We start from the raw sequence: 26512 nt of genomic DNA, 5'->3' as shown, positions 1-26512 counted from the left end.
TTGGGGATGACTCTGCCGTAGCGGTCGGTCTGGGTCAGACCACGGTAGCCGCCCTTGTCCACGTTCTCCCGGTCGTAGCCCACCTCCAAGGTGATGGATTCCGCCACCAGCTTCTTTTCCGTGAGCCGGAACATCAGAATCTCCGCCATCTCCCGGACAATGAGTTTTGCTTTATCATACGGGTAAGGAGTGGATAGCACCTGCCCCTCGCTGATGCTGTTGGTGCTGGGCTTGTAGCTTTTGATCTGCTCCATGCCGCAGGGTTCGTAGCCCCATGCGTGGTCGATGAGAATTTCTGCATCCACGCCGAAAATCTCATACAGACGATCTTCTCCATGGATGGAGAACCGTGCCAAGTCCCCCATGGTGTAGATGCCATGAGCTTCCAGCCGCTTGACGGTTCCGGGACCGGTCATCCAGAAATCCGTCAGGGGTCTGTGGTTCCACAGCAGATACCGATAGGACTGCTCATCCAGTTCCGCAATGCGGACACCATCTTTGTCTGCCGGGATGTGCTTTGCCACAATGTCCATGGCCAGCTTTGCAAGGTAGAGGTTAGTGCCGATGCCTGCCGTTGCGGTGATGCCGGTGTTGTACAGCACCTCCCGCACCATGGTCATGGCAAGTTCATGGGCGCTCATGTGATAATAAGGCAGATAGCCCGTCACATCAATGAAAACCTCGTCGATGGAGTAGGGGTAAATGTCTGCCGGGGACACATATTTAAGGTAGGCCTTGTAGATCTGGGTGGACACATCCAGATACCGCTGCATCCGGGGCGGTGCAACAATGTAACTCAACCCCAGTGCAGGGTCTGCGTTCAGGGCGTTGGCATCGAAAGAGGTGCTGGTAAAGTGATATTTGCCGTTCTCTCCCCGGACTACCTTTTTCTGCCGGATGGCGGTCTGCAGCCGCTGGGCATTGACCTCCCGGACACGCTGGACGGCTTCAAACAGCCGCGCTCTGCCGGGTATCTTGTAGGCTTTCAGGGAGGGCGACACCGCAAGGCAGATGGTCTTTTCGGTGCGGGAGGCGTCTGCCACCACCAGATTTGTGGTCAGGGGGTCCAGATGGCGGTCTACGCACTCCACCGAGGCATAAAAACTTTTCAGGTCGATTGCCAGATAGGTGCGCTGTGCTGCCATACTTCAGCCCTCCTCTGTGTTATTTGGTTTCCACCTCCACGAACCATCTGCCGAACCGGGATGGAAACCGTGGGTCGGAACGCTCGAAAAACAGGTGCCGCTCCTCCCTTTTACCATTACAGTATAACAGTCGCCGGGCATATCGGCAATGGTATTTGCGGGGCGAAAGTCCCGCACTTGCTCGATGGGATACGTCCGGCCATCGCCCCATGTGATCTGCCGGGGCTGCATATAGCCGGTTGCGTCAAAATCAGAGTTCACCTTCACATAGACCTTTTCTGTTTTACGGCGGCAGTTCCGATTCATTCCTCACAACTCCTTTGCAAAATAAAGCACAACCATTTATCTTATTATAATAAATCTTTACGCTGTTTTCAAGGTGAAATAGCTATTTGTATGTGATGCGGACAACAAAAAGATTTGTCCTGACTTTTGAATGGCTCAAAAAGACACATTCATTCCTTCTAAAGCATTAAATCTAACGTCTATAATGGTTTCCTTGACAGATTTTTGCATTTCAAGCTGCGCAAAACGCAGAATCAGATATAAAAATATTCTTTTGTATGTAAAAAACCTTCAAAATTAACTTGAAACGCTTTTGTTGCAATGATACAATAAGAATGTCATTTTGTGGGGAAATCAGCGCAAAGCCAATGCGGACAGGCCGCGAGCGTAGGGGTTCCTGTGGGGTGTGTAAAAATAACCAAGCTATGGCAGCACTGCACCTCATTGGTTCTGAGCAGTACTGCCCTCCGAAATGTGAGGAAGGTATTTATATGATGAAAAAAATCTCCCGCCGCTCCTTTTTGCAGGCTTGCGGCATTGCAGCAGCCACAGCAGCACTGACCGCCTGCGGCGGCGGTAAGGCCGAGAGCGGCAAGGGCAGCAGCCAGAACGGCAAGATCCAGATCACCTTTTATCTGTGGGATCGCTCCATGATGAAAGCGCTTACTCCGTGGCTGGAAGAAAAATTCCCGGAGTATGAGTTTACCTTCATTCAGGGCTTCAACACCATGGACTACTACCGTGACCTGCTGAACCGTGCGGAGCAGCTGCCGGACATCATCACCTGCCGCCGCTTCTCCCTGAACGATGCGGCTCCTCTGGCAGAGCACCTGATGGACTTGAGCACTACCGAGGTTGCAGGTACCTTCTATTCCAGCTACCTGAACAACAATCAGGAACCGGACGGCGCAATCCGCTGGCTGCCTATGTGCGCCGAGGTGGACGGTACGGCTGCAAATGTTGATCTGTTTGCTCAGCACAACATCCCCCTGCCAACCAACTATGCCGAGTTCGTGGCGGCAATCGATGCCTTTGAGGCGGTCGGAATCAAGGGCTATCAGGCAGACTGGCGGTATGACTACACCTGTCTGGAAACCATGCAGGGCTGCGCCATCCCGGAGCTGATGAGCTTGGAGGGCACCACTTGGCGTATGAACTACGAGAGTGAGACCGAGGATAGCTCCACCGGTCTGGACGATGTGGTATGGCCGAAGGTCTTTGAAAAATACGAGCAGTTCCTCAAGGATGTGCGGGTGCAGCCCGGTGACGATCGGTTGGAGCTGAACCCCATTGCCGAGCCTTTCTATGCGCGGCAGACCGCCATGATCCGCACCACAGCAGGCATAGCGGATGTAATGCCCGACCAGCACGGCTTTAACGTATCTATGCTGCCCTATTTCGGCGAGACCGCCAATGATAGCTGGCTGCTGACCTACCCCATGTGTCAGGCGGCAGTTTCCAACACGGTAGCACAGGACGAAGCAAAGCTTGCTGCTGTGCTGAAGGTGCTTGAGGCTGTGTACAGTGCAGATGGTCAGAACAAGATGGCTGTCGGTGCTGCTGTACTGTCTTATAACAAGGAGGTCAATATTACCTCCTCCGCTTCTCTGGAGCACGTTGCGGATATCATCAGCGCAAATCATCTGTATATGCGTCTGGCCTCCACCGAGATCTTCCGCATTTCGGAAGACGTGGGGCACAAGATGATCACCGGCGAATACGATGCCAAGGCCGCATACGATGCGTTTAACGAGCAGCTGGTCACCCCCAGAGTAGACCCCGAAGCCGAGGTGCTGTTCACCCAAAATACCGCATACTCCCTCGACATGGCCGACCACGGCAGCGCTGCGGCTTCCTCGCTGATGAACGCCCTGCGCGCCACCTATGATGCGTCGATTGCAGTCGGCTATTCGCCGCTGGTGTCCACTTCCATCTACTGCGGCGATTATAGCAAACAGCAGCTTTTGTGGGTAATGGCGGGCAACTACGCTGTCTCACAGGGGGATTATACCGGTGCAGAGCTGCGGCAGATGATGGAGTGGCTGGTGAACGTAAAAGACAACGGCGCAAATCCCATCCGTCACCGGAATTATATGCCCGTGACCAGCGGCATGGAATACAAGGTGACCGAATACGAGCAGGGCAAGTTCCGTCTGAAAGAAGTCACCATCAACGGTGCACCGCTGGACGATACCGCCACCTATACCGTATTTGTGGCGGGCACGGATGTGTGGATAGAGAACGAGGCCTTCTGTAACTGCCCCATGCCGGAAAACCTGAAAGCTAAGCGGACGGAATATGCGATCGAAAAAGTAGACAGCTGCTCCTGCCTGAAGGATTCGCTGGCGGTCAGCAAGCAGTTCCCCGCCCCCTCCGAGTATCTGACCATTGTACAGGGAGAATAAACTCTTGAAAAATGAAACTACGATGCGGCCTACGATAAAGATCCGTATCCTCGCAGTCATAGCTGCACTGCTGCTCGGCATCGGTATTTTGAGGTGCTTCTTTGTCTTTACGGATTTCATGGCGCACACTATCTACGAGGAAAGCACAGCGCACCTTACGGAGATCCTCCATCAGGCAAACCAGACCCTTTACAACAAGGTATCCTTCAACTGGGGCGTCATGCGCATGTGGGCACCTTATCTGGAACGTGCGCAAAGCGATGCCGAAGTCAGCTCCTTCCTTACACAGGCAAAAGAAGAATACCGGTTTACAGATTTTTTCTTTGTTTCGCGGGATAGCGCCTATATCACGCTGGACGGCGAACGGGGATATCTTGATCTGGGTCAGACGCTGCCGCAGCTGATCCTGGAGCAGCAGCCTATCGTGGCAAACTCGGTGGTACCGGACAAGCCGGAGATCATGGTATTTGCAGTCCCCACGGCAAAAGGCAGCTACCAGGGCTTTGATTACGAGGCCATTGCCATCACCTACAACAACAAAGATCTGGTGGACTCGCTGAAGATCTCTGCCTTTGAGGGGCACGGCAGCACCTTTGCTGTGCTGCCGGATGGCCGTGTGGTGCTGGACAGCAGCAGTGAAGATATGCGCGGCGTACACAACATCCTTGCCATGCTCAAAAATTCGGCCGGGTTTACGGCAGAACAGATCACTGCCCTGCAAAAGGCTTTTGCCGCCGGGAAGAACGGAAACCTTGAGTTTTCCATCAATGGCACCGGCTATTACATGGTTTACGGCTCAGCTTCTTTCCAGAACTGGACGATCCTTGGCATAGCGCCTAAAGCTATCGTGAATGCCAACATGAACCGGCTGCAATACACCACCATGGCTGTGATAACCGGCATCGTGGGGATACTGGCCGTTACCATCTTGCTGCTGGTGGTACAGAACAACCGGCAGAAGCTGCGGAAAAAGGATCAGCAGCTACTGGCGCGCGAGGAGTTGTTCTCGAATCTTTCTCGCAATGTGGACGATGTGTTCCTGATGATTGACACCGAAACCGGCAAGGTGGAATACATCAGCCCCAACGTCCGGCGCATTCTGGGCATCTCTCCCGAAGCGGTGCAGGAGGATTTCCACGTTCTATGTTCTGCCGGGGGCTATAATTGCAGATCACGGCTGGACGATCTGATGCAGATGGAACAGGGCACGCAGCAGGAATGGAATCGGGCGTTTATCCATCAGGAGACCGGCGAGCCGCGCTATATCCATGTGACCGGCTTTATCAATGCTGTGCAGGGCGCAAAAAAGTGCATCGTGGATCTGTCTGACCGCACAGACGAGCACCAAACCACGCTGGCTGTGGAAGCCGCACTGGAAGTAGCCGAAAAGGCCAGCAAGGCCAAGACGGACTTCCTTTCCAACATGAGCCACGATATCCGCACCCCCATGAACGCCATCATCGGCATTACCACCCTGATGAAAAACGAGCTGCACCAGCCGGAAAAACTGGCCGAGCATCTGGCCAAGCTGGAAAGCTCCGGGCAGCTGCTGCTGGGCATCATCAACGATATTCTGGATATGAGCCGCATCGAGAGCGGCAAGACCACCCTGAATGTGGAAAAAATAAATCTACCCCGGCAGATCAGCCAGCTGGAAAGCGTGATTCGTCAGCAGGCAGGCCAGCGCCGCCAGACCTTTACCGTGGAGACCCATGTGCAGCACGAAAACGTGCTGGGCGATCCCAACCGTCTGAAGCAGGTGCTGATGAACATCCTCTCCAACGCGGTCAAGTACACGCCCAACGGCGGGCACATCCGGTTGGAGATAGACGAGCTTACGCATACCGAGCACTACACCAAATACCGTTTTGTGGTGCAGGATAACGGCATCGGCATGAGCGAGGAGTTCCAAAAGACCCTTTTTGAACCCTTTACCCGCGAGGAAAAATCCGGCACCAACAAGGTGCAGGGCACCGGCCTTGGCATGGCTATCACCAAGAGCATCGTAGACCTGATGGGCGGCACCATCCACGTGGAGAGCACCACCGGCAAGGGCACCCAATTTGAGGTCGTGCTGGAATTTACCATTGATGCCGAAGCAGATACGGTGCAAGAGACACAGGTGCCCCCGGAGGAAGAAGAGAACGCTTCTCCTCTGTCCGGCATGAAGTTCCTCTGCGCCGAGGACAACGCCATCAACGCCGAGATCCTGGAGCTGCTGCTGGAATCCAAGGGCGCACACTGCAAAATTTACCCCAACGGGCAGGAGCTTGTGGATGCGTTCGCCAGCGTCAAGCCCGGCGAGTATGACATGATCCTGATGGATGTGCAGATGCCGGTAATGGATGGCCTGGAGGCCACCCGCCGCATCCGCAGCGGCGAAAACCCGCTGGGCAGAACCATCCCCATCCTTGCCATGACCGCCAACGCCTTCCTTGAGGATATGCAAAAGAGCAAGGATGCTGGCATGGACGAGCATCTCTCCAAGCCGGTAGACATCAGCGCACTGGAACAGACGGTGAAACGCTTCCGCGTTACCCCCCCCCCCGAAAATAAATAGTGGAATCGCACGGTTTCGCAGATGACCGATACCCACGACCTAGCAGGGCCGCAAATGGGTGGCCCTGCTCTTTTGGGTAGCTTGAGCGAGCGACAACCACCAGCTCTGCTGGTGGAATAAAACGGCTTTAGCCCTAGACAAAGAGAAACCTCCCCGTAGAATAGAGTGTGGGTTTGCCAACCACATTCTAGGAACAGGGAGGTTTATCTTTGAAATGAAAGATAACAAAGACGTAGATAGTTTAAGCCATACCACGTGGAGATGTCAATACCATGTAGTGTTTGCACCGAAATATCGGAGAATGGTAATTTACGGTCAGATCAAAAAGGATATAGGGCAGATACTGCGCCAGTTGTGCGAACAAAAAGGTATTGAAATCATTGAAGCGGAGGCCTGCCCTGACCATATCCATATGCTGATAAGTTTTCCACCGAAGTGCAGCATTTCCTACGTCATGGGATATCTCAAAGGAAAGAGCAGTCTCATGACTTTCGACAGACATGCAAATCTGAAGTATAAGTATGGCAATCGGCATTTCTGGGCCAGGGGATACTTCGTGGATACGGTAGGAAAGAACAAAAAGAAAATCCAAGAGTACATTAAAAATCAACTGCAACAGGACCAGATTGCCGATCAGCTGAGCCTTAAGGAGTTCGTGGACCCGTTTACGGGTAGCAAGGAAACTAAGGCGTAAATAAAAAGGCCCCTTGAGGGGCCTGCCACGAGAAAGGAATGCAGTTGACAGACCCATTCGTGGCCCCTTAAGGGGCTTTGCTAGTATTATGCCCCTCTAGGGCTTACTCAAGCCACCGGCTCAGCCGGTGGTTTTGACTTAATGAATAAAGGAAATTTTTTGTTTAACTATTCTCACTATTATTTGATTTAGTGATTTTTTTCTTCTTTGGAGAAACCAGTTTGTGACCGGAATAAATGGACATGCCCATACAAAGCAATGAAGAATAGGCAAAGTATTTATGCGCAGTCATAGATTTTTTGATTCCAGAATAAATGCATCCCAACATACAGAAAAGTGCGCCTAAGGCCCAGTATTTATGTGATTTCATGATTTGATACCTCCTTTGATTTAACTGATTCAATTATAACGTTTTTTTACGAAAATGCAAGCATTACCGGGAACGCTTTCATGTGGATGCTGTGACTGCCGCTACGGTCATGATCGGTGGGCATTACGAACAAGGCTCACATGTAGCATTCGACTCCGAATATCAGCCGGCACACATATGAGGACGGAAAATGTAGTAGCTTTTAAAAAAATTGCTTTTTTCTGCTCAAAGTGCTACAATCGGAATATACCGAATACAAAGGTAGGAAAGCTCCCATGCAAGGAATGTGACTTCGTCACAGAAGAAAATCATAGATTTGCTACAATAAAAGCAGAAAAACAGGAAGGAGTATCCACCATGAAAGAAACGAAATACGCAGGAACTCAAACCGAAAAAAACCTGATGGCTGCCTTTGCCGGTGAGTCCGAGGCGCGCAACAAGTACACCTATTTTGCATCCAAGGCCAAGAAGGAAGGCTACGAGCAGATCGCGGCGCTGTTCCTCAAAACCGCTGATAATGAGAAGGAACACGCCAAGCTGTGGTTCAAAGAGCTGAACGGCATTGGCGACACTGCCGAAAATCTTCTCGCCGCCGCTGAGGGTGAGAACTACGAGTGGACGGATATGTACGACGGCTTTGCCAAAACAGCCGATGAGGAAGGTTTCCATGCGCTGGCCCAGCGTTTCCGCCTGGTCGCCGCCATTGAAAAGCACCACGAGGAGCGCTACCGTGCCCTGCTGCACAATGTGGAGATGGCGGAGGTCTTCGCCAAGAGCGAGGTCAAGGTATGGGAGTGCCGCAACTGCGGTCACATCGTCGTGGGCGAGAAGGCCCCGGAGGTTTGCCCCACCTGCAACCATCCCCAGAGCTATTTTGAAATTCATGCAGAAAACTATTAAAGAAAGAAAAGGAGAATTATCATGGAGCAGAAGTTTTACATTTGCAAGCATTGCGGTAACATCATTGCCAAAGTTAAGGACGTAGGCGTCCCTGTCGTCTGCTGCGGCGAGCCGATGAGCGAGATCGTTCCCGGCACCACCGACGCCGCCGTGGAGAAGCACGTCCCTGTCTGGACAGTGGAAAACGGCATCGTCCATGTCAAGGTCGGCTCCGTGGAGCACCCCATGCTGCCGGAGCACTACATCGAATGGGTATCTCTCCAGACCAAGCAGGGCAACCAGCGTAAGGAACTGCATCCCGGCGAAAAGCCGGAGGTCTGCTTCGCTCTCTGCGAGGGCGATGAGGTCGAGGCGGTCTACGCCTACTGCAACCTCCACAGTCTGTGGAAAGCGTAATTCACCTTCTTAAAATCCGGTGCTCCAAAAGCACCGGATTTTTTTATCAATGTAACCTCGTCACAGAAAAAGACTTTGTCCTGCGGTATGATAAAGCCACAATCAATAAACAAGAAAGAGGTGGCGAACATAAAAATCAAGCTCAATCCCGATCAAGAGATTGTCAATATGAAAAGGAACATGGCTTTTCGCTGAATGGAAAGCGAAGCTGACCCGGGCTGGGGCGGTCTGTATGAAAGCGATATTTTTTTTGAAATAATCTTGACAAATTTTATCAAGATTGATATGATGGTATTAACAAGCAAGCGAAAAGAGGATGTGGAGCATGATCATCACCAAAGAGACGGACTACGCGCTGCGCATTTTGCGGGTGCTGCTGGACGGGGAGAAGCATTCGGTGGCCGAGATGTCGGAAACGGAATTGATCCCCAATCAGTTTGCCTACCAGATTCTGCGCAAGCTCTCCGCCGGCAATTTGGTGCGGGTGAGCCGCGGCGCTCTCGGCGGCTGCGCGCTATCCTGCGATCTGGACGCGACCTCCCTCTACGATCTCATGGGGGTCGTGGGAGAGCGGGGCATCCTGTGCGCCTGCATGGAGCCGGGATATAAATGCCGCTGGCAGGACAAGCATGGGCGGTGCGCCATCCACTGTCAACTGGCGGCCTTGCAGCAAAAGCAGGACGAGGCGTTCCGTGCCGTGAGCCTGCGCAGGCTGCTGACCGGCGGATCCGATCCCCAAGATACAAGCAAGCTGTAAAATTTTAAAAGGAGGTACCCGTATGTTGTTTCAAACCACGGCGGCGCACGAAGAGCTGCGCGCGAAGATCCGGAGTTTTGCGGAGGAGGAGATCAAGCCCCTCGCATTTTTAATGGATCAGAACAACGAGTTTCCCGAGGAGGCTGTCAAGAAGCTGGGTAAGCTGGGCTGGATGGGCATTCCCTACCCCAAGGAGTACGGCGGTGCCGGTCTTGATGCTCTGAGCTACGCCATCGCGGTGGAGGAGCTGGCCCGTGTGGACGGCGGCACGGGCGTAATCCTCTCCGCCCACGTCTCCCTCGGCTCATGGCCCATTTTCGCCTATGGCACCGAGGAGCAGAAGAAGAAATATCTGGTTCCGCTGGCCAAGGGCGAGAAGATCGGCGCCTTCGGCCTTACGGAGACCAACGCCGGATCCGACGCCGGCGGTACGGAGACCACGGCGCTGGATAAGGGGGACTACTACCTCCTCAACGGCGGCAAGATCTTCATTACCAACGCCCCTAAGGCGGACACCTATGTGGTTTTCGCTGTCACCACGCCGGACATCGGCACCCGGGGCATCTCCGCTTTCATCGTGGAGAAGGGCTGGAAGGGCTTTGAGTTCGGCGACCACTATGACAAGATGGGTATTCGCTCCTCCTCCACGGCGGAGCTGATCTTCAACAACGTGAAGGTTCCCAAGGAAAACCTATTGGGCAAGGAGGGCGAGGGCTTCAAGATTGCCATGTCCACGCTGGACGGCGGACGCATCGGCATCGCCGCGCAGGCGCTGGGCATCGCCCAGGGCGCGTTTGAGCACGCGTTGAGCTATTCCAAGGAGCGCGTCCAGTTCGGCAAGCCCATCGCGGCCCAGCAGAGCATCGCCTTCAAGCTGGCGGATATGGCAACCAAGCTGCGCTGCGCCCGGTTCCTCATCTACTCCGCGGCGGAGCTGAAGGAGCAGCACGCGCCTTACGGCATGGAGTCCGCCATGGCGAAGATGTACACCTCGGACATCGCGCTGGAGGTCACCAACGATGCCTTGCAGATCCACGGCGGCAGCGGCTACCTCAAGGGCATGGAGGTGGAACGGGCCTACCGCGACGCCAAGATCACCACCCTCTACGAGGGCACTAACGAGATCCAGCGGGTGGTCATCGCCTCTCATCTGTTGGGCAGGCTGGGCAAGAGCTCCGGCGGCGAGAGCCGTTCGGCGGCCAAGAAACCCGCGCCCATCACCGGCATTCGCAAAAAGACCATCTTCCGAGAGGGGGATGCTGCCCAGCAGGTGGCCGACCTTGTGGCGGCGCTGAAGAAGGATGGTCACGACTTCTCCGTGGGCATCCCTATGGATACGCCCATCCCGCAGGCGGAGCGGGTGGTCTCCGCGGGCAAGGGCATCGGGGAGAAAAAGAACATGAAACTGGTAGAGTCGCTGGCCAAGGCCGCCGGCGCGGCCATCGGTTCTTCCCGCCCTGTGGCGGAGACTCTCAAATATCTGCCGCTGAACCGCTATGTGGGTATGTCCGGTCAGAAGTTCACCGGCAATCTGTACATCGCCTGCGGCATCTCCGGCGCATCCCAGCACCTTAAGGGCATCAAGGACGCCTCCACCATCGTGGCCATCAATAAGAACGGTAACGCGCCTATCTTCAAGAACTGCGACTACGGCATCGTGGGCGATGTGGAGGAGATCCTGCCCCTGCTCACTGCCGCGCTGGATAGCGGCGAAAAGCTGCCCGCGCCGCCCATGGTAAAGATGAAGCGGCCCACGCCGCCGAAGCCCGCCCCCATCGGCGACCGCTACGTCTGCAGCGGCTGCGGCTACGAGTATGTGCCGGAGTTGGGCGACGAGGACGGCGAGATCGCGCCCGGTACGCTCTTTGAGCAGCTTCCCGCCGAGTGGGTGTGTCCCGAGTGCGCGGAGACGAAGGATCAATTTGTAAAGGCTTGAGGCCGTGAAGGAGGCAAGATAAGATGTATTGCGTGCGTAAAGTAACGAACGACCTCTACTGGGTGGGCGCCAACGACCATCGCCTGGCCCTGTTTGAAAACTGCTTTCCCATTCCCCGGGGCGTAAGCTACAACGCCTACTGCCTGCTGGATGAAAAGACGGTGCTCTTTGACACGGTGGACTGGTCTGCCTGCCGCCAGCTTTTGGAAAATCTGGCGTATGTGCTGGATGGCCGCGAGCTGGACTACCTGCTGGTCAACCATCTGGAGCCGGATCACGCCGCCTGCATCGAGGAGATCCTGCTACGCCATCCCAAGGTGAAACTGATCTCCAATGAGAAGGCATTCATGCTCATGCGGCAGTTCGGCTTCCATGTGGACGGACATGAGTGCATCGAGGTGAAGGAGGGCGACACCTTCTCCTTCGGCAAGCACACCGTCACCTTTGTGGGCGCGCCTATGGTTCACTGGCCGGAGGCCATGGTGACCCTTGACGTCACCGACGGCGTCCTCTTTTCCGCCGACGCCTTCGGCACCTTCGGCGCGCTGGACGGCAAGCTGTTCGCCGACGAGGTGGACTTCGAGCGGGACTGGCTGGACGACGCCCGCCGTTACCTCACCAACATCGTGGGCAAGTACGGCCCCCACATCCAGCTCCTGCTGAAAAAGGCCGGCGGCGTTTTGGATCAGATCAAGTACATCTGCCCGCTCCACGGCCCCGTGTGGCGCAAGGATCTGGGCTGGTTCATCGAAAAATACGACACATGGAGCCGCTATGCCCCTGAGACCCAGGGCGTGCTCATCGTCTACGCCTCTATGTATGGCAACACGGAGAACGCGGCGCAGGCGCTGGCGACGTCGCTCTGCGATAAGGGCATGAGCAAGGTGGCGATGTACGATGTGTCCTCCACTCATGTCTCCCAGCTGATCTCCGAGGCGTTTAAGTACAGTCACATTGTCCTGGCCTCTGTGACCTACAACCTCGGCATCTACCCTGCCATGCATGACTTCCTCATGGATATGAAGGCACTGAATCTGCAAAACCGCACCTTTGCCATCATTGAAAACGGCTCATGGGCGGTGAAGTCCGGTGACCTCATGCAGAAATTCGTCAACAATGAGCTTAAGAACATGACGGTGCTCAACGAGCGGCTCAGCCTCGCCTCGTCCATGGGCACGGACAAGCGCACTGAGCTGGAAGCACTGGCGGACGCCATTCTGGAATCTATGAAGTAATTGGCAGGAAAGCCAAAACCAAGACAACAGACAACAAACAGCCCCACCGCGTCGGCTGCAGAAAAACCGGCTTTCAAAAACAGAGCGGGCAAGCGTGATACTGCGCTTGCCCGCTCTTTGCCCAAAAGGACATGAGAAGTGACCGGAGAAGATGAGAGGATCGAAATGGAGATCAGAAAACGAAACGGGGAGTCTGTTCCCTTTCAACAGGAGAAAATTTTCAACGCCATGAAAAAGGCGTTTGACGGACAGGGCAAGGAGATCGGGAGCAGAGAGATGGATGAGATCCTCGCCACCGTTCTCAACAATCTCTCCGTCACAGTGCCGCTCACCGTAGAACGTGTGCAGGACGAGGTGGAGCGAACGCTCATGGAGCGCGGACACTATGAGGTGGCCAAGGCGTACATCCTCTACCGCGAAAAGCGGTCTGCGCTGCGCCGTGTCCGGCATACCATCGCGCGGACGGTGGGGGATGACTCGCTTGACGAGGTGCTGCGCCGCATCCAGATGGATTTTACCGAGGAAGTCTACTCCCTCGCGGCGCTTCAAATGAAGTTTGAGAGTTTCTGTCGCCTGGGCATGACGGAGGATGAGCGGGCTGAGGCACTGACCAAGGCGGCGGTAGAGCTGACTACGGCAGAGGCACCCAAGTGGGAGTTCATCGCGGCGCGGCTTCTGAACCACTCCTTTCGCTGTCGCAACGCACAGGAATGGGAGGAGCGCGGCGTCTGCGACCTCTATGGCAAGCTTCGCTATCTGACGGATAAGGGACTCTACGGTGACTATATCCTTGCCCACTATACCCACGAGGAGATTGCCATGGCGGAGGACTTTCTCTGCCCGGAACGGGACGAGCTGTTCACCTACTCCGGCCTTGACCTGCTGCTCAAACGCTATGTGATCCAGTCACGCAGTCGCGTGCCGCTGGAAACACCGCAGGAGATGTTTTTGGGTATCGCGCTGCATCTTGCTATGAACGAAGGCTCTGACCGCATGGGGTGGGTAAAACGCTTTTACGATATGCTCAGCCGTATGGAGGTCACAATGGCGACACCTACCATGTCCAACGCACGAAAGCCCTACCATCAGCTTTCAAGCTGCTTTGTGGACACTGTGCCGGACAGTCTGGACGGCATCTACCGCTCGCTGGACAACTTCGCAAAGGTCTCTAAATTCGGCGGTGGAATGGGGATGTACTTCGGTAAGGTGCGCGCTGCAGGCAGCACCATCCGCGGCTTTCAAGGGGCGGCGGGCGGTGTTATCCGCTGGATCCGGCTGGTCAACGACACCGCCGTGGCGGTGGATCAGTTGGGGATGCGGCAGGGCGCTGTGGCGGTTTACTTAGACGCATGGCACCGGGATCTGCCGGAATTCCTTCAACTGCGCACCAACAACGGCGACGACCGCATGAAGGCACATGATGTGTTTCCCGCCGTGTGCTATCCGGATCTATTCTGGCGACTGGCGGAGGAGAACATAGACGCGCCGTGGCATCTCATGTGTCCGCATGAGATCCTCACGGTCAAGGGCTACGCACTGGAGGATTACTGGGGTACAGAATGGGAGAAGCGGTATCTGGACTGCGTCAATGACCCGCGCATCGAAAAGCGCAGCGTCACCGTCAAGGACATCGTGCGGCTGGTGCTTCGCTCGGCAGTGGAGACCGGCACACCCTTCGCTTTCAATCGCGACAGTGTAAATCATATGAACCCAAACGGCCACACGGGAATGATCTATTGCTCCAATCTCTGTACGGAGATCGCGCAGAACATGGCACCCATCGAGCACATCAGCACTGAGGTGCACACGGAGAACGGCGACACAATTGTGGTGACGGCCACACGCCCAGGTGAGTTTGTGGTCTGCAATCTGGCGAGTCTGTCTCTCGGTAATCTGCCGGTGGAGGACGAGGCCTATATGGAACGCACGGTGGAAACGGCCATCCGCGCACTGGATAATGTGATCGACCTCAACTTCTACCCGTTGGAATACGCGCGGCTTACCAATCAGAAGTACCGCAGCATCGGCCTGGGCGTCAGCGGCTACCACCACATGCTGGCAAAGCGCGGCATCCACTGGGAGAGCGATGAGCACCTTGCCTTCACCGACGCAGTGTTCGAGCTCATCAACTACGCCGCTGTCAAGGCGGACACAGCTCTGGCACGGGAAAAGGGTCGTTACGCGCTCTTTGAGGGCAGCGACTGGCAGACGGGCGCGTATTTTGAAAAGCGGGGTTATACCTCCGAAAAGTGGCGGGCGCTTGCGAAAACGGTGGCGGTGCAGGGAATGCGCAACGCCTATCTGCTGGCGGTCGCACCGACCTCCAGCACATCTATCCTCTCCGGCACGTCGGCGGGCATAGATCCAATTATGAAGAAATTCTTTTTAGAGGAAAAAAAGGGCAGCATGCTGCCCCGCGTTGCTCCGGAGCTTTCTATGGACACATGGTGGTACTATAAGGCAGCGCATCTGATCGACCAAAGCTGGTCGGTACGCGCCGCGGGCCTTCGCCAGAGACATATTGACCAGGCGCAGAGCATGAATCTCTATATCACCAACGACTATTCCATGCGTCAGGTGCTCAGACTGTATTTGGAGGCGTGGAGGGCCGGCGTCAAGACCATTTACTATGTCCGCAGCAAGGCCCTTGAGGTCGAGACCTGCGAAAGCTGCTCGTCATAAGGAGGATAGCATGACGGAACTGAAGAAAAAGCCCCTCTTTAACCCGGAGGGCGAACCTGATGTGCGCCTGCGGCGCATGATCGGCGGCAATACCACCAACCTCAATGACTTCAACAATATGAAGTACGCTTGGGTCAGCGACTGGTACCGGCAGGCCATGAACAACTTTTGGATTCCTGAGGAGATCAATCTCTCGCAGGATGTGAAGGACTATCCCCGCCTGCTGTCAGCCGAGCGCAGCGCCTACGATAAAATTCTGAGTTTTCTTGTCTTTTTGGATTCCATTCAGACAGCGAACCTGCCTAATATCGGCGCCTACATTACCGCCAACGAGGTCAATCTCTGCCTGTCCATTCAGGCGTTTCAGGAGTGTGTCCACTCACAGAGCTACAGCTATATGCTCGACACCATCTGTTCCCCCGTGGAGCGCAATGACATCCTCTACCAATGGAAAACGGACGAGCATCTGCTGCGCCGCAACACCTTCATTGGGGACTGCTACAACGAGTTTCAGGAGCGGAAGGACGCTCCCACGCTGCTGCGCGTGATGATGGCAAACTATATTTTGGAGGGCATCTATTTTTACAGCGGCTTTATGTTCTTCTACAATCTCTCCCGAAACGGGAAGATGCCCGGCTCGGCGCAGGAGATTCGCTACATAAACCGCGATGAGAACACGCACTTGTGGCTGTTCCGCAATATCATCACGGAGCTGCAAAAGGAGCAGCCGGAGTTGTTCACCGCCGAGAGCGTACAAGCGCTGCGCGAGATGATGCGTGAGGGCGTGGAGCAGGAGATCGCATGGGGGCATTATGTAATCGGCGACGACATCCCGGGGCTGAACCGGCAGATGATCAGCGATTACATCCGCTATCTCGGCAACCTCCGCTGGACGAGCCTTGGCTATCCCGCATTGTATCCAGGCTTTGAGAGCGAACCGGAGAGCATGGAATGGGTCAGCCAGTACGCCGACGCCAACATGGTCAAGACCGATTTCTTTGAGGCACGCAGTACCGCCTACGCCAAGAGCACCGCACTGATAGACGATTTATAAGAAAACCAAAGACATCAGAATAGGAGATATTACTATGAATTACAGCGCTATGATTCAAAATCGCAAATCCGTTCGCGCATTCCGCGAAAAGGAAGTTCCGAGCGAGGCTATCGGCCAGCTCCGATCCTACTATGAAAAGACCTGCCCCCGTCTTGTCCCGGAGATTGCAACGGAGTTGATCGTCTTGGACAAGGATGCACAGCCGGCGCTGGAGAGCTCAGCGGGCTATAATCAATTTCTCATCGGAGCACCGCACTACCTGCTCCTTATGTCTGCCCCGCATTCCTATGCGGCCATCAACGCCGGCTACATGATGGAAGATCTCGTCCTCAAGCTGACTGAGTTGGACATTGACACCTGCTGGATGACCTTCACCGACAGCGACAAAATCAAAAAGGCACTGTCTCTCGCCACCCCGTTAGAGGTGGCGGCAATCGTTGCCTTTGGCTACGGGGAAAAGACCGCAAAAAAACTGCGGCTGAATATCCTAAGTATGTCTCAGATCGATGTGCGGGCCGAGCAGCAGTACTACGCGCCCAAAAAGGGCGTGAACGATTTGGTTCACATGGGGAGCTGGAGCAACAAGTCTGGGCTTGACGAGATGATGGACTTCTACGACGATATGCTCTGGCAGTCCTTCTACGCCGCTTCGCTCTCCCCCAGCTATCTCAACCGTCAGCCCTATGGCTTCCTTGTGCAGGATCACAGCATCTATTTGGTGCAGCAGGAGGATGCCTACACCGATAATTTGGATGCCGCATTGGATCTCGGTATTGTCATGCTCCACTTCTCCGCCGTCGCCTCCAAGTGGGCGGGGCAGGTACGCTGGGAACTTTCACCTGTTGCGCCCGACGGCCTGCCGGAAGGACTTCGCTCCGCTGCGGTGTACCACATGTAACGACTCTGGGGGAAGCAAGGCAACGGTAAAATGCGCGACCGCCGATCCGCGGTTGAGCGTATGTTTCGTTAGAAAAGAAGAACCTATCAGTCAGAGTCTGAGTAAGGAAAAAAGGAGGTATATTTTATATGGCTATCCAAACGGTAACAGATGCCATCCGCTATGTAGGGGTGGATGATAACACATTGGCACTCTTTGAAAACCAGTACCCCGTCCAGCCTATGGGAGTGAGCTACAACTCCTATGTCATTCTGGATGAGAAGATTGCCGTGATGGACAGCGTGGACGCACGGGCAACGGAAGAATGGCTTTCCAATGTGGCGCGGGTGTTGGAGGGGCGCAGGCCCGACTATCTTGTGGTCACACACATGGAGCCGGATCATTCCGGCAGTCTCATGCGGCTGGCACAAAAGTACCCGGAGATGAAGATCGTGGGAAACGCGAAAACATTTACCCTGATCAAGCAGTTCTTCGGCACAGGTGCATTGTCGGAAGACCGTATGCTGGAGGTTGGCGAAAGAGATACGCTTTCCTTGGGTTTGCACCGGCTGCGCTTTCTGCTGGCGCCGATGGTACACTGGCCGGAGGTGATGACGGCGTATGAGGAAACGGAAAAAATCCTGTTCTCGGCGGATGCCTTCGGACGCTTTGGCTCACTGGAACGGACTGCCCGTGCCCCCTGGGTGCCGCAGGCCCGACGGTATTATTACAATATTATCGGGAAATATGGCGCACAGGTGCAGGCTCTGCTGAAAAAAATCTCCGCGCTGGAGATCAAAACAATCTGCCCGCTCCACGGTCCCGTGCTTACAGAAGGGCTGGAGGAGTGTCTGCGGCTCTATGATCTCTGGTCACAATGGGAACCAGAAGAATCGGAGAGCATACTGATTGCCCACGCATCCATCCATGGAAATACTGCCCATGCGGCGAAGACCCTCAAGGGTAAATTAGAGAAAAAAGGCGTACAGGTCAACATATGTGATCTCACTGTGACAGATCTTTCCTACGCTGTTGCCAGTGCGTTCTACTGCGGGAAGTTGGTTTTAGCCAGCGCCACCTATGACGGAGGACTGTTTCCGCCCATGAGGGAGTTTTTGGAACATTTACGGACAAAGGGATTCCGAAACCGCCGGGTTGGCCTTATTGAAGACGGCTCTTGGGCACCTGCTGCCGCGCGGCTGATGCGCACCAAATTGGAGGAGATGAAGGATATCCACCTTTACGAAACGGTAGTGTCTCTGCGTGGTGCATTGAACCAAACCAGCGAAGCGCAGATGGACGCTCTGGTGGCTGAGCTCTGCGCAGAATAAGCTGCAACAAACCGCAGCTATTTTCGTACAGATGATGGTCTTACTCATCTGCTTTATGTCCCAAGGGCAGAGTACCGTCATCTCAGGTTGAGGTCACGATGTGGTGTGGGGCGAGACCGGAGTCTTGAGAATACCCAAACAAAGGAAAGGAGCTGACAGATATGGCAGCTATGAACATGAATCAGGAGCAGTTTGAGCAGGCGATCCGGGAGAAAAAGCCCGTTTTGGTGGATTTCTGGGCGCCCTGGTGCAGCTACTGCCGGAGGATCGGCCCCGCGTATGAGAAGATCGGAGAGGAATACGCGGACAGCCTCGCCGTCGGCAAGATCAACATTGACGAGGAGCCGCGGCTGGCGGGGGCCGAGGGGATCGAGGACATCCCAACTCTGGTGCTGTACCGGAACGGAAAGGCCGTGGATTCCATCATCGCGCCCGGCTCAAAGGCAGAAATCGACCGTTTCATTCAGGAAGCCTTGGCGAAATAACGGAGGGTTCAGATATGAACAACAATCATGTTTATGATATGCTCGTGGTGGGCGGCGGCCCGGGCGGCTACACCGCCGCCCTGTACGCGGCACGGGCGGGGCTGGACACCGTCGTGCTGGAAAAGCTGTCTGCTGGCGGGCAGATGGCCCTGACCGAGCAGATCGACAACTACCCCGGCTTTGAGAACGGGATCGACGGCTTCTCTCTGGCAGAGAATATGCAAAAGCAGGCGGAGCGTTTTGGGGCACGCAGCGAATACGCGGAAGTTCTCCGCATGGATCTGACGGCGGTTCCCAAGCTCGTGGAGACCAGCGAGGGGATCTTCCGGGGGAAAACCGTGGTGCTGGCCACCGGCGCAGACCCCAGAACGCTGGGCGTTGCCGGAGAGACGGAGCTGTTGGGCCGGGGCGTGGCCTACTGCGCCGCCTGCGACGGGATGTTTTACAAGGGCAAAACGGTGGTCGTGGTGGGCGGCGGCAATTCCGCCGCGGCAGATGCCCTCCTTCTCAGCCGCGTGGCGAAAAAAGTGATCCTCGTCCACCGCAGAGACACCCTGCGGGCCACCAAGATCTATCACGAGCCGCTGGCACAGGCCGAAAACGTGGAATTCCGTTGGAACAGTGTCGTTTCCGCGCTGCTTTCCGGGGACAGGCTGATCGGCGTCCGCCTGCGGGACACCGTCACCGGTGAGGAAAGCGTGGTGGACTGCGACGGCGTATTTGTCAGCGTGGGCCGACAGCCCGCCACGGCGCTGGCGGTGGGTCAACTGGAGCTGGACGGCGGCGGCTATATCGTGGCCGGAGAGACCACGGAAACCAGTATTCCCGGCGTTTACGCCGTGGGCGACGTGCGGACGAAGCCCCTCCGTCAGGTGGTCACCGCCGTGGCGGACGGCGCGGTGGCAGTCCACATGGCGGAAAAATATATCGCGGAAAACCGATAAGGGAGGTAGATTGAAAAAGCCATGTTTAAGGTCAGGCCGGATACGACCGCAGTGGGGATGCCGACATATCTGCAAGGCAAACTGCCAAAGTGATGGCAGATAAGATAACCCATGTAAGATCGGGAGATATGTTGTCTCTCCATATCCAGTCCACACAACAGTGAGCAACTGAACACAAAGCACAGCCACAGATGTACTCTGCGGCTGTGCTTTTATGCGTAGTATTACCGCGTGACAAGCGGTTTTACTGTGACGGCGTCACATAATTTGAGAAAATCGGCTTCGAGGCAGCTTTTGGAGCGCAAGCCCTTTGTGGTTGTTGACAGAGAAAAAAATATAGGTATAATAAAAGCAAAATATTAAGATTCATTCTTGCATTTGGAGAGTTGGCGGTATGCCAAAATACGCAGAGGAGATATTGGCCGCCGTAACGGAGCGCAGCAGCATCCCAAGGCGGAGCAGGTGTTCCTGGAGATGAAAAGGGAGCATCCCAGCATCGCTCTGGGTACGGTATATCTGCCCCCATGCCGGGAGCAGGAAAAGACAATCTTATGGAGGAGAAGTATCATGAACGCTAACGTATCTCTTCTGCTCAACGAGCAGATCAATAAGGAGTTCTACTCCGCCTATCTGTATCTGGACTTTGCCAACTACTACGCCGCCGTCGGACTGGACGGCTTTGAGAACTGGTACCGGGTACAGGCGCAGGAGGAACGGGATCACGCCATGCTGTTTTGTCAGTATTTGCAGAATAACGGCGAGGGCGTCACCTTTGAGGCTATCGCAAAGCCGGAGTGGGAACGAGGCGACCACATGGCCCCGCTGAAAAGAGCACTGGAACACGAGATGCTGGTCACCGCCAGCATCAATGCCATCTACGCCGCCGCATACGAGGTCAGGGACTTCCGCACCATGCAGATGCTGGACTGGTTCATCAAGGAACAGGGTGAGGAGGAGAAGAACGCCGCTGACCTCATTACCAAGATGGATCTGTTCGGCGGTGACAGCAAGGGGCTGTATATGCTAAACAGCGAGCTGAAGGCACGGGTCTACACCGCGCCCTCGCTGGTGCTGTAAGCCCCGCGTGTCTGCGGGATTTCGCATCAGGCAAAAGGCAGACTACATACAGGTGGCCTGCCTTTTCTTCCACCAGGCGATTAGATTATGCTAACTGCGTATAATAAATAAGCAGCGCCCGCCGGGAGATCTCCCGGCGGGCGCTGCTGTGTTCAGAGGAACGTTATTTTTCTTGCCTTACTTTGCGGCATCCACCAGCACACCAACGTAGCCGGCAGTATCCACCAGCGTGGCACCGGAAACGGCGTCCACAGCCTTTTCATCTTTGCTCAGAGCCTCGGCGTCGGCAATGCTCATGCCGTTCACGTGGTTCTGGATGGCGTCGTAGTTGGCATCCAGCGAAACGGTGGAACCAGCCTTTTCGGCCATCATCTTGCTGTAGTAATCGGCGTTGACCCGCTTGGACATCAGCACCTTGCCCTCGGCGTAGCCTGCGCCGAAGTCAGAATCGGAGTTGGGCACACCGACGACCCCGGCGTCCGAACCGGCAAACTGGAACTCGTCAATGTAGCTCAGCACGATGGTGTCCCCGGCGGTGGCGACAGCGCCGGAGGTGAAGCACTTGGTGCCGTGTGCGGCCCCATAGACCACATTCAGCTTCAGGTCCTCGGAGCTGCCGTTGAACTCCACGGCCTGCGTGGTCTGGGCGTTTTTGGCGGCATCCACGATGGCAGAGAGATAACCGGCGGTATCCACCAGCGTTGCGCCGGAGACGGCGTCCACAGCCTCGGCACCCTTGGCGGCTACATCCTCCAGCTCGGAGATGGTCTTGCCGACGGCAAAGTTCTGGATGGCGTCGAAGTTTGCATCCAGAGCGACCGTGGAGCCGCCCTTTTCAGCCATCATCTTGCTGTAATAATCGGCGTTGGCCCGCTTGGACATCAGCACCTTGCCCTCGGCGTAGCCTGCGGCAAAGTCGGAGTCGGAGTTGGGCACGGCGGTCACGCCTGCATCGGTGCTGGTGAACTGAAAATCGTCGAGGTAGGCGGCGAGGATGACGTCATCCTTCACCACAGCCACCGCTTCGGTGAAGCACTTGGTGCCGTGGGCGGCAGCATAGGCCTGACCGATCTGGATGCCGCCTTCCACCGGGACGATGGCGGCGGGCTCAGCGGGGGCTGCGGCAGCAGAGTCGGCGGGGGCATCTTCGGCCAGCTCCACACCCAGTGCGGCGGCAACGGCCTTCCGGACGGCCTTGGTGGTCACCGTGGCACCGGCAACGCCGTCGATGGCGGGGCCGTTGGCGGCCACGACCTGCTTGGACAGCTCTTCCAGTGCAGCGCCGCCGATGCTCTCGGTCTCCTGTGCGCCTTCCAGCTTGCAGTCGGTAACGGTGCCGTTGGCATCCACGGTCAGGGTGGCGGTGACAGCACCGCCAAAGCCTTCGGCAGAGCCGGTCTTAGTCACACCAGCGGCGGCGGAGCTGCTGCCGCCGCCGCAGGCGGCCAGAGAGACGCCAACAACGAGGCTCATGGCCACGGCAGCGCTCAGTTTGCGGATGATCTCCTGTTTCATGGGTCTTTCCTCCAGAGAAAAATCGGTTTGTGTTCGATCCCCAGAAAAGGTCATATCTTTTCAAGGATGTTTACAAAAGATAACATATTTTGTGAGGTGCTGTCAAGAGATTTTAGCACATACTTCGTGAAGAATGATAAATTGGTGTCAATTTGTGACGCTGACGGTATACGAAGCGAACTGACGGTCTACGCTGTTAGTAATTCCTGAATGGAACCCAAGCAAGCAGTTTTGCCACTTTCAGCCCCAGTTAGTACTTCAATATTACTATGTTTTGGAAATCGGCACAACCATATAACCGTCTTTGATGAAACTATTTTTGTTTCATCGATGACATTGTACCAGCAAGCAGTGCAGACGTATATACATCTGCTTATTTTGCGTTGCAAAACGCTTGTTGGGGAATGCCCCAAGCCCCTTTAATCTGCATTTTCCAATGCAGGCTGCGCATCCCTTCGGGACGCTTTTTACCCCGTGATGTGCTCTGGGTCGTTCAAAACTTGCATGAGGTGAGAAGCGGCTTCTGCAAGAGAATCGTACTTCATCTGTTCAGGAACAGGCGCATCCAGAAGCGAAACGCCCCACACCTGCATACAGTCCGCAAGTTCTTTCTGTGCCTGCAATGCCGCCACCTTACGCACATCCGGGGTGGTTTCTACATCCAGAACGTAGGCTGCGGAGTATTTTCCGTTTCGGTCTTCCGTCAACTGCACCATGGAGTAGTGCTCATCCCAAAAGTGACAGAAGCGAACTCTGCCACCGATGTTCTCCATTTCGATACACAGTTCTTCTTCGTCGCTCCATTGCGGAGTCTCTGACAAAATACGATTCAGTTCCGAAAGCGCCTGCCGTTCTTCATCCGATAACTTCCTATGCAGGCATTCACGTTTGAGATCGTTCTGCCAGTACGGACTCAGCGTTCCATTCCGGGCATCTTCAATTGCTTCTTCGATATTGGGTAGGATTGTCATGTCGTTCACCTCAAACACTCACTGTTAGCGTTATATGCACGCTTATAGTGTTGATTATAGACTATTTGAGGGCAAAAAGAAAGAGCGTCAGCACGTTTGCTGGCGTTCTTTGACATAGGTGTTATTTTGTAATATAGGGAATGTTGTCGGTGTATGCATTCAGAATGTCAATGGCAGCTTTCTTCTGCCCCGGTGTGAGCTGGCTCAGCTTTCTGCTCAGTTCGTCATCTGCCACATGGGATGCGGATGGAACGGAATCCCGGATCAGCACATCAGCAGATACGTCCAACACCTCTACGATTCGGATAAAGGTTTCCAGTTTGGGGATTTTTACTCCGCGCTCTAAATCTCCAACATAATTTGCCGACAAATCGACCCGTTCTGCAAACTGTTCAATCGTCCAGCCTTTTTCCTTGCGCTTCTCTCGTATTCGTTGACCCAAAAGCGTATTCATAGCGACCTCACATTCTGTTTGTGTTTATTGCACACCAATAGCATACCTGTCGCATTTTTTGTTATACACAATCAGATGGTGTTTATTCAACGCTATCCAAGTGCTTTTGAGGCAGAAAATTTTTGTGCGTATCTTTGGTCAAAAAGGCAATGGTCTTTTGAGACAGCACATGGTACAATAGCAAGCGTTGTGTCGTTTGCACATGACCAAAGATAAAAGATAGGAGCTGCTGAACGTGGATACGATCTATCTGCTGCCCGGTGAGGAACGCTGCGTTGATTTTCGAGACGCCAATGGAATCCCGAAGGTACACTACACATACTGCTCTTTCCGTGGCAGGCTTTTCAACTGCACCTGCTGCACAAAAGACGAAGCCCAGCGGCTATGTGAAGATTGGCTTATAAAACAGGACCGCTGCTATATAAACTAAAAAAGCCGCCGAGGACATCTCCCCAAAATGGGAAGAGTCCTCGGCGGTATTCGTTTATCGGGTCTGCGCTTTTTCGATGGTGTCCTTTTCTTCCGCAAAAAATCGTTCTACGTTTTTCTGAGCCCGAACCAGTTCTTGCATCTCGTTCCGTGCCTTGCGGTAGTCCGGGTAAGCGGCTTTCTTCTTGGTCAACAGTTCTGAGAACTCCGCATCCAACTCCTTGACCTTCGGCAGCTTTTGAAGCCCTGCTTCGTCAAAGGCAGCTTTCGCCGCCTTGTGCAGAGTAATTTCCTCCCGGTGAGTTTCCAAAAACTTTTTACTGTACCCCGACTTGTGGTAGGCATCATAGGCTGGGCGGGTCTTGGCATAGTTGATGATGTGGGTTTTCAGAACGGCGATTTCTGTCAACCTCGCTTCTGCCGCCTTGATGGAATCGCCCATAGTATGATAGCGTTCCGTTGCCGTCGCTGCACGTTCCCGCAGTTCCTCTGCGCTACCGATTTTCTGCTCCTGCAAAAACAGCAGCGTCTTGGACATCTCTTTCAGGTTGAACTTGGTCGCCCACTTTTTGTAACCGACACTTTTACCCTCTGCCATTTTCCCCTGAATGTCCACCAGCAACTGGAAGGGCTGCTCTTTGGCCTGCTTTTTCTGATAAGGGCGGTGCTCTGCTTTGCCCTCCAGCACCGCCTTAATCTCGTCCTCGCCATAGCCGGTGCCCAGAGTTCGGAACCGAATAAAGCGTTTCTGTCCCTTGCCCTTCACCGCCGTGTACTTGCCACGCTTCACCTCATAGCCCTGCTGCTCCAGCTTTTGCAGAAACGTTTCGTAATCTCCCGGCTTTTCTGCAAGGATTGTATCGATGATTCCACACAGGCGGTCACGGTTGCTCTCCTTGGGCGGATAAAGAACACGCTTCTGCCGCTCCCGGTAGGGTTTCTTCTCAATGACGGACAACTGGTGCTCTAAGCAAATCAGGTCACTCAACCGCTGCACTGCCAACGCTGAAAAGAAAAAATCCCGGAACTTTTTGGTGCCATCCAGTGCCGTAGAGTTGAAGATCACATGGTTGTGGATGTGCTGCCGGTCCGTGTGCGTTGCCACCACAAAGGCGTGCTTGCCCTTGGTAAAACGCATGGCCAGTTCGTAGCCTACTTTGTTAGCCTCCTCTGCAGTGATTTCTCCCGGACGAAAGGACTGCCGTATCTGATAAGCAATGACATCGCTTTTTTGCCTGCGTCCGTTTATGAAATCGTACTGCCGCTTGGTAAGCATAAATTCTTCATCTGCTGTCAGGGCGCTACAAGCATAGCTGCTGACATACTGCCCCTGCTCGGTCTTATCCGGGTTTTCAATATAGTCCGTGCGATTTTTCAGACAGGCCGCAACGGTCATGCCCTTGTTTTTGTGCAGCGCAATCAGCCGTGTTGCTGCCAGCATCATCACCCCCCTATTGCAAAGAAAAAATGCCGTCCGGAGGCGGCATTGAGATCATTTGGATATTTTTTCGTAATCGGCAGCACCCGCCAGATACATTGCCTTGTATCTGGCGCATTCCAACTCATTGCAGATTTCATCTAAGGCGAGATATTGCTTCCACGCTTCTTTGCTGATAACGCTCTGCAAGGCTTCCTCAGCTGCTCTTTTGGCTTTTTTCAGTCGCAGATACTCTTCATCCTCACCCAGCATCTCAGAAAAAATCGTGCTGTTGTGTTCAAAATAACAATCCTCTATTCTCTGTTTGCTCATAGCATCCCTCACAGTTCTGCAAGCCACTCACTGAAACGCCCGATACCCTCGGTGATGGCAGTTGCACCGAAAAAGAGGATGAAGCAGATGAACTCGGCCACCAGCAGGATAAAGAACTGATTCCAAGTCTGACGGTAAGCAGTGTAGATGCCGCAGCCGAAGATGTAGAGCATCAGCGGAGCAACTACATAGCTGGACAGGGTTAGCAGCCACCTTGCCATCAGAGCTAGAAACGCCACAAAGAGAGAAATCGGGAAAAG

The 26512-nt window shown here is 54.6% G+C and carries 25 protein-coding genes; 16 read left to right on the top strand and 9 right to left on the bottom strand.

Annotated features, from left to right (window positions below):
- Together C7J97_RS13300 and C7J97_RS13295 are read right to left on the bottom strand one after the other, a co-directional pair.
- A partial coding sequence (locus C7J97_RS13300) for a Y-family DNA polymerase (protein ID WP_113993242.1) occupies positions 1–1145 on the bottom strand: 1145 nt, incomplete at its 3' end.
- A 3-nt stretch (positions 1146–1148) separates the two neighbouring features.
- Positions 1149–1451: a hypothetical protein gene (locus C7J97_RS13295; protein WP_242983522.1), complete on the bottom strand. Its 303-nt coding sequence runs from the start codon at positions 1449–1451 to the stop codon at positions 1149–1151.
- 470 nt (positions 1452–1921) lie between these two features.
- Here C7J97_RS13295 and C7J97_RS13290 point away from each other — a divergent pair, with 470 nt between their 5' ends.
- From C7J97_RS13290 to tnpA, 3 genes are all read left to right on the top strand, one after another.
- A complete protein-coding gene (locus C7J97_RS13290) occupies positions 1922–3835 on the top strand; it encodes a 5'-nucleotidase C-terminal domain-containing protein (protein WP_170126679.1) in 1914 nt (637 codons plus the stop codon).
- A gap of 4 nt (positions 3836–3839) precedes the next feature.
- Positions 3840–6395, top strand: coding sequence for an ATP-binding protein (locus C7J97_RS15430; RefSeq protein ID WP_242983521.1), 2556 nt, complete (start codon positions 3840–3842; stop codon positions 6393–6395).
- Positions 6396–6609: 214 nt separating this feature from the next.
- Complete coding sequence (tnpA, locus tag C7J97_RS13280) at positions 6610–7089, top strand: IS200/IS605 family transposase (RefSeq protein WP_113993240.1); 480 nt, start codon at positions 6610–6612, stop codon at positions 7087–7089.
- Between the two features lie 163 nt (positions 7090–7252).
- Here tnpA and C7J97_RS13275 read toward each other — a convergent pair whose 3' ends face one another.
- Positions 7253–7459: a DUF6219 family protein gene (locus C7J97_RS13275; RefSeq protein ID WP_044959903.1), complete on the bottom strand. Its 207-nt coding sequence runs from the start codon at positions 7457–7459 to the stop codon at positions 7253–7255.
- A gap of 357 nt (positions 7460–7816) precedes the next feature.
- On the opposite strand from C7J97_RS13275, the gene rbr reads away from it, so the two are divergent.
- The 12 genes from rbr to C7J97_RS13215 all read left to right on the top strand — a co-directional run bounded on the left by rbr (position 7817) and on the right by C7J97_RS13215 (position 21133).
- Entirely contained in the window at positions 7817–8359 is a 543-nt protein-coding gene (gene rbr / locus C7J97_RS13270; RefSeq protein WP_044959900.1) for a rubrerythrin, read from the top strand.
- A 21-nt stretch (positions 8360–8380) separates the two neighbouring features.
- Positions 8381–8755, top strand: coding sequence for a desulfoferrodoxin family protein (locus C7J97_RS13265; protein WP_005921786.1), 375 nt, complete (start codon positions 8381–8383; stop codon positions 8753–8755).
- A 325-nt stretch (positions 8756–9080) separates the two neighbouring features.
- Complete coding sequence (locus C7J97_RS13260) at positions 9081–9512, top strand: RrF2 family transcriptional regulator (RefSeq protein ID WP_044959897.1); 432 nt, start codon at positions 9081–9083, stop codon at positions 9510–9512.
- 22 nt (positions 9513–9534) lie between these two features.
- Positions 9535–11448: an acyl-CoA dehydrogenase family protein gene (locus C7J97_RS13255; RefSeq protein ID WP_113993239.1), complete on the top strand. Its 1914-nt coding sequence runs from the start codon at positions 9535–9537 to the stop codon at positions 11446–11448.
- Positions 11449–11471: 23 nt separating this feature from the next.
- Positions 11472–12683 (top strand): FprA family A-type flavoprotein, encoded by a 1212-nt coding sequence (locus C7J97_RS13250; RefSeq protein WP_005946385.1) that lies wholly within the window; start codon positions 11472–11474, stop codon positions 12681–12683.
- 165 nt (positions 12684–12848) lie between these two features.
- Entirely contained in the window at positions 12849–15365 is a 2517-nt protein-coding gene (locus C7J97_RS13245) for a ribonucleoside-diphosphate reductase subunit alpha (RefSeq protein WP_170126678.1), read from the top strand.
- A gap of 10 nt (positions 15366–15375) precedes the next feature.
- Positions 15376–16419, top strand: a complete 1044-nt coding sequence (locus C7J97_RS13240) for a ribonucleotide-diphosphate reductase subunit beta (RefSeq protein WP_113993237.1) — start codon at positions 15376–15378, stop codon at positions 16417–16419.
- 34 nt (positions 16420–16453) lie between these two features.
- On the top strand, positions 16454–17317 hold the full coding sequence (locus C7J97_RS13235; RefSeq protein WP_113993236.1) for a nitroreductase family protein: 864 nt from the start codon (positions 16454–16456) through the stop codon (positions 17315–17317).
- Between the two features lie 128 nt (positions 17318–17445).
- Positions 17446–18627, top strand: coding sequence for an FprA family A-type flavoprotein (locus C7J97_RS13230; protein WP_113993235.1), 1182 nt, complete (start codon positions 17446–17448; stop codon positions 18625–18627).
- A gap of 161 nt (positions 18628–18788) precedes the next feature.
- On the top strand, positions 18789–19112 hold the full coding sequence (gene trxA / locus C7J97_RS13225) for a thioredoxin (protein WP_005921771.1): 324 nt from the start codon (positions 18789–18791) through the stop codon (positions 19110–19112).
- A gap of 14 nt (positions 19113–19126) precedes the next feature.
- Positions 19127–20056, top strand: coding sequence for a thioredoxin-disulfide reductase (gene trxB / locus C7J97_RS13220; protein ID WP_005921769.1), 930 nt, complete (start codon positions 19127–19129; stop codon positions 20054–20056).
- A 567-nt stretch (positions 20057–20623) separates the two neighbouring features.
- Complete coding sequence (locus C7J97_RS13215; RefSeq protein WP_015536768.1) at positions 20624–21133, top strand: ferritin; 510 nt, start codon at positions 20624–20626, stop codon at positions 21131–21133.
- A 177-nt stretch (positions 21134–21310) separates the two neighbouring features.
- Here the strand turns inward: C7J97_RS13215 and C7J97_RS13210 are convergent, their stop codons facing one another.
- From C7J97_RS13210 to C7J97_RS13200, 3 genes are all read right to left on the bottom strand, one after another.
- Positions 21311–22648, bottom strand: a complete 1338-nt coding sequence (locus C7J97_RS13210; protein ID WP_113993234.1) for an FMN-binding protein — start codon at positions 22646–22648, stop codon at positions 21311–21313.
- A 467-nt stretch (positions 22649–23115) separates the two neighbouring features.
- The gene (locus tag C7J97_RS13205) at positions 23116–23628 is read right to left on the bottom strand and encodes a hypothetical protein (RefSeq protein ID WP_147232771.1); all 513 of its coding nucleotides are present in this window, start codon (positions 23626–23628) and stop codon (positions 23116–23118) included.
- A 112-nt stretch (positions 23629–23740) separates the two neighbouring features.
- A complete protein-coding gene (locus C7J97_RS13200) occupies positions 23741–24073 on the bottom strand; it encodes a helix-turn-helix domain-containing protein (protein ID WP_113993232.1) in 333 nt (110 codons plus the stop codon).
- Positions 24074–24308: 235 nt separating this feature from the next.
- Here C7J97_RS13200 and C7J97_RS15425 point away from each other — a divergent pair, with 235 nt between their 5' ends.
- Complete coding sequence (locus C7J97_RS15425; RefSeq protein ID WP_113993231.1) at positions 24309–24503, top strand: DUF3873 family protein; 195 nt, start codon at positions 24309–24311, stop codon at positions 24501–24503.
- A 54-nt stretch (positions 24504–24557) separates the two neighbouring features.
- Here the strand turns inward: C7J97_RS15425 and C7J97_RS13190 are convergent, their stop codons facing one another.
- The 3 genes from C7J97_RS13190 to C7J97_RS13180 all read right to left on the bottom strand — a co-directional run.
- On the bottom strand, positions 24558–25940 hold the full coding sequence (locus C7J97_RS13190; RefSeq protein ID WP_113993243.1) for a relaxase/mobilization nuclease domain-containing protein: 1383 nt from the start codon (positions 25938–25940) through the stop codon (positions 24558–24560).
- Positions 25941–25994: 54 nt separating this feature from the next.
- Positions 25995–26252, bottom strand: coding sequence for a hypothetical protein (locus tag C7J97_RS13185; RefSeq protein ID WP_113993230.1), 258 nt, complete (start codon positions 26250–26252; stop codon positions 25995–25997).
- Between the two features lie 8 nt (positions 26253–26260).
- The coding region (locus tag C7J97_RS13180) for a hypothetical protein (RefSeq protein ID WP_113993229.1) at positions 26261–26512 on the bottom strand (252 nt) is incomplete at its 5' end.

The organism is Faecalibacterium prausnitzii (assembly GCF_003324185.1).
GTDB lineage: Bacteria > Bacillota > Clostridia > Oscillospirales > Ruminococcaceae > Faecalibacterium > Faecalibacterium prausnitzii.
The sequence above is the reverse complement of the archived record's forward strand: the minus strand, read 5'-3'. Positions and strand labels throughout refer to the sequence as shown.

Coding starts and splice junctions, on each gene's coding strand:
- C7J97_RS13295 (WP_242983522.1), bottom strand. CDS start 1,451: ATGAATCGGAACTGCCGCCGTAAAACAGAAAAGGTCTATGTGAAGGTG.
- C7J97_RS13290 (WP_170126679.1), top strand. CDS start 1,922: ATGATGAAAAAAATCTCCCGCCGCTCCTTTTTGCAGGCTTGCGGCATT.
- tnpA (WP_113993240.1), top strand. CDS start 6,610: ATGAAAGATAACAAAGACGTAGATAGTTTAAGCCATACCACGTGGAGA.
- C7J97_RS13275 (WP_044959903.1), bottom strand. CDS start 7,459: ATGAAATCACATAAATACTGGGCCTTAGGCGCACTTTTCTGTATGTTG.
- rbr (WP_044959900.1), top strand. CDS start 7,817: ATGAAAGAAACGAAATACGCAGGAACTCAAACCGAAAAAAACCTGATG.
- C7J97_RS13265 (WP_005921786.1), top strand. CDS start 8,381: ATGGAGCAGAAGTTTTACATTTGCAAGCATTGCGGTAACATCATTGCC.
- C7J97_RS13260 (WP_044959897.1), top strand. CDS start 9,081: ATGATCATCACCAAAGAGACGGACTACGCGCTGCGCATTTTGCGGGTG.
- C7J97_RS13255 (WP_113993239.1), top strand. CDS start 9,535: ATGTTGTTTCAAACCACGGCGGCGCACGAAGAGCTGCGCGCGAAGATC.
- C7J97_RS13250 (WP_005946385.1), top strand. CDS start 11,472: ATGTATTGCGTGCGTAAAGTAACGAACGACCTCTACTGGGTGGGCGCC.
- C7J97_RS13245 (WP_170126678.1), top strand. CDS start 12,849: ATGGAGATCAGAAAACGAAACGGGGAGTCTGTTCCCTTTCAACAGGAG.
- C7J97_RS13240 (WP_113993237.1), top strand. CDS start 15,376: ATGACGGAACTGAAGAAAAAGCCCCTCTTTAACCCGGAGGGCGAACCT.
- C7J97_RS13235 (WP_113993236.1), top strand. CDS start 16,454: ATGAATTACAGCGCTATGATTCAAAATCGCAAATCCGTTCGCGCATTC.
- C7J97_RS13230 (WP_113993235.1), top strand. CDS start 17,446: ATGGCTATCCAAACGGTAACAGATGCCATCCGCTATGTAGGGGTGGAT.
- trxA (WP_005921771.1), top strand. CDS start 18,789: ATGGCAGCTATGAACATGAATCAGGAGCAGTTTGAGCAGGCGATCCGG.
- trxB (WP_005921769.1), top strand. CDS start 19,127: ATGAACAACAATCATGTTTATGATATGCTCGTGGTGGGCGGCGGCCCG.
- C7J97_RS13215 (WP_015536768.1), top strand. CDS start 20,624: ATGAACGCTAACGTATCTCTTCTGCTCAACGAGCAGATCAATAAGGAG.
- C7J97_RS13210 (WP_113993234.1), bottom strand. CDS start 22,648: ATGAAACAGGAGATCATCCGCAAACTGAGCGCTGCCGTGGCCATGAGC.
- C7J97_RS13200 (WP_113993232.1), bottom strand. CDS start 24,073: ATGAATACGCTTTTGGGTCAACGAATACGAGAGAAGCGCAAGGAAAAA.
- C7J97_RS13185 (WP_113993230.1), bottom strand. CDS start 26,252: ATGAGCAAACAGAGAATAGAGGATTGTTATTTTGAACACAACAGCACG.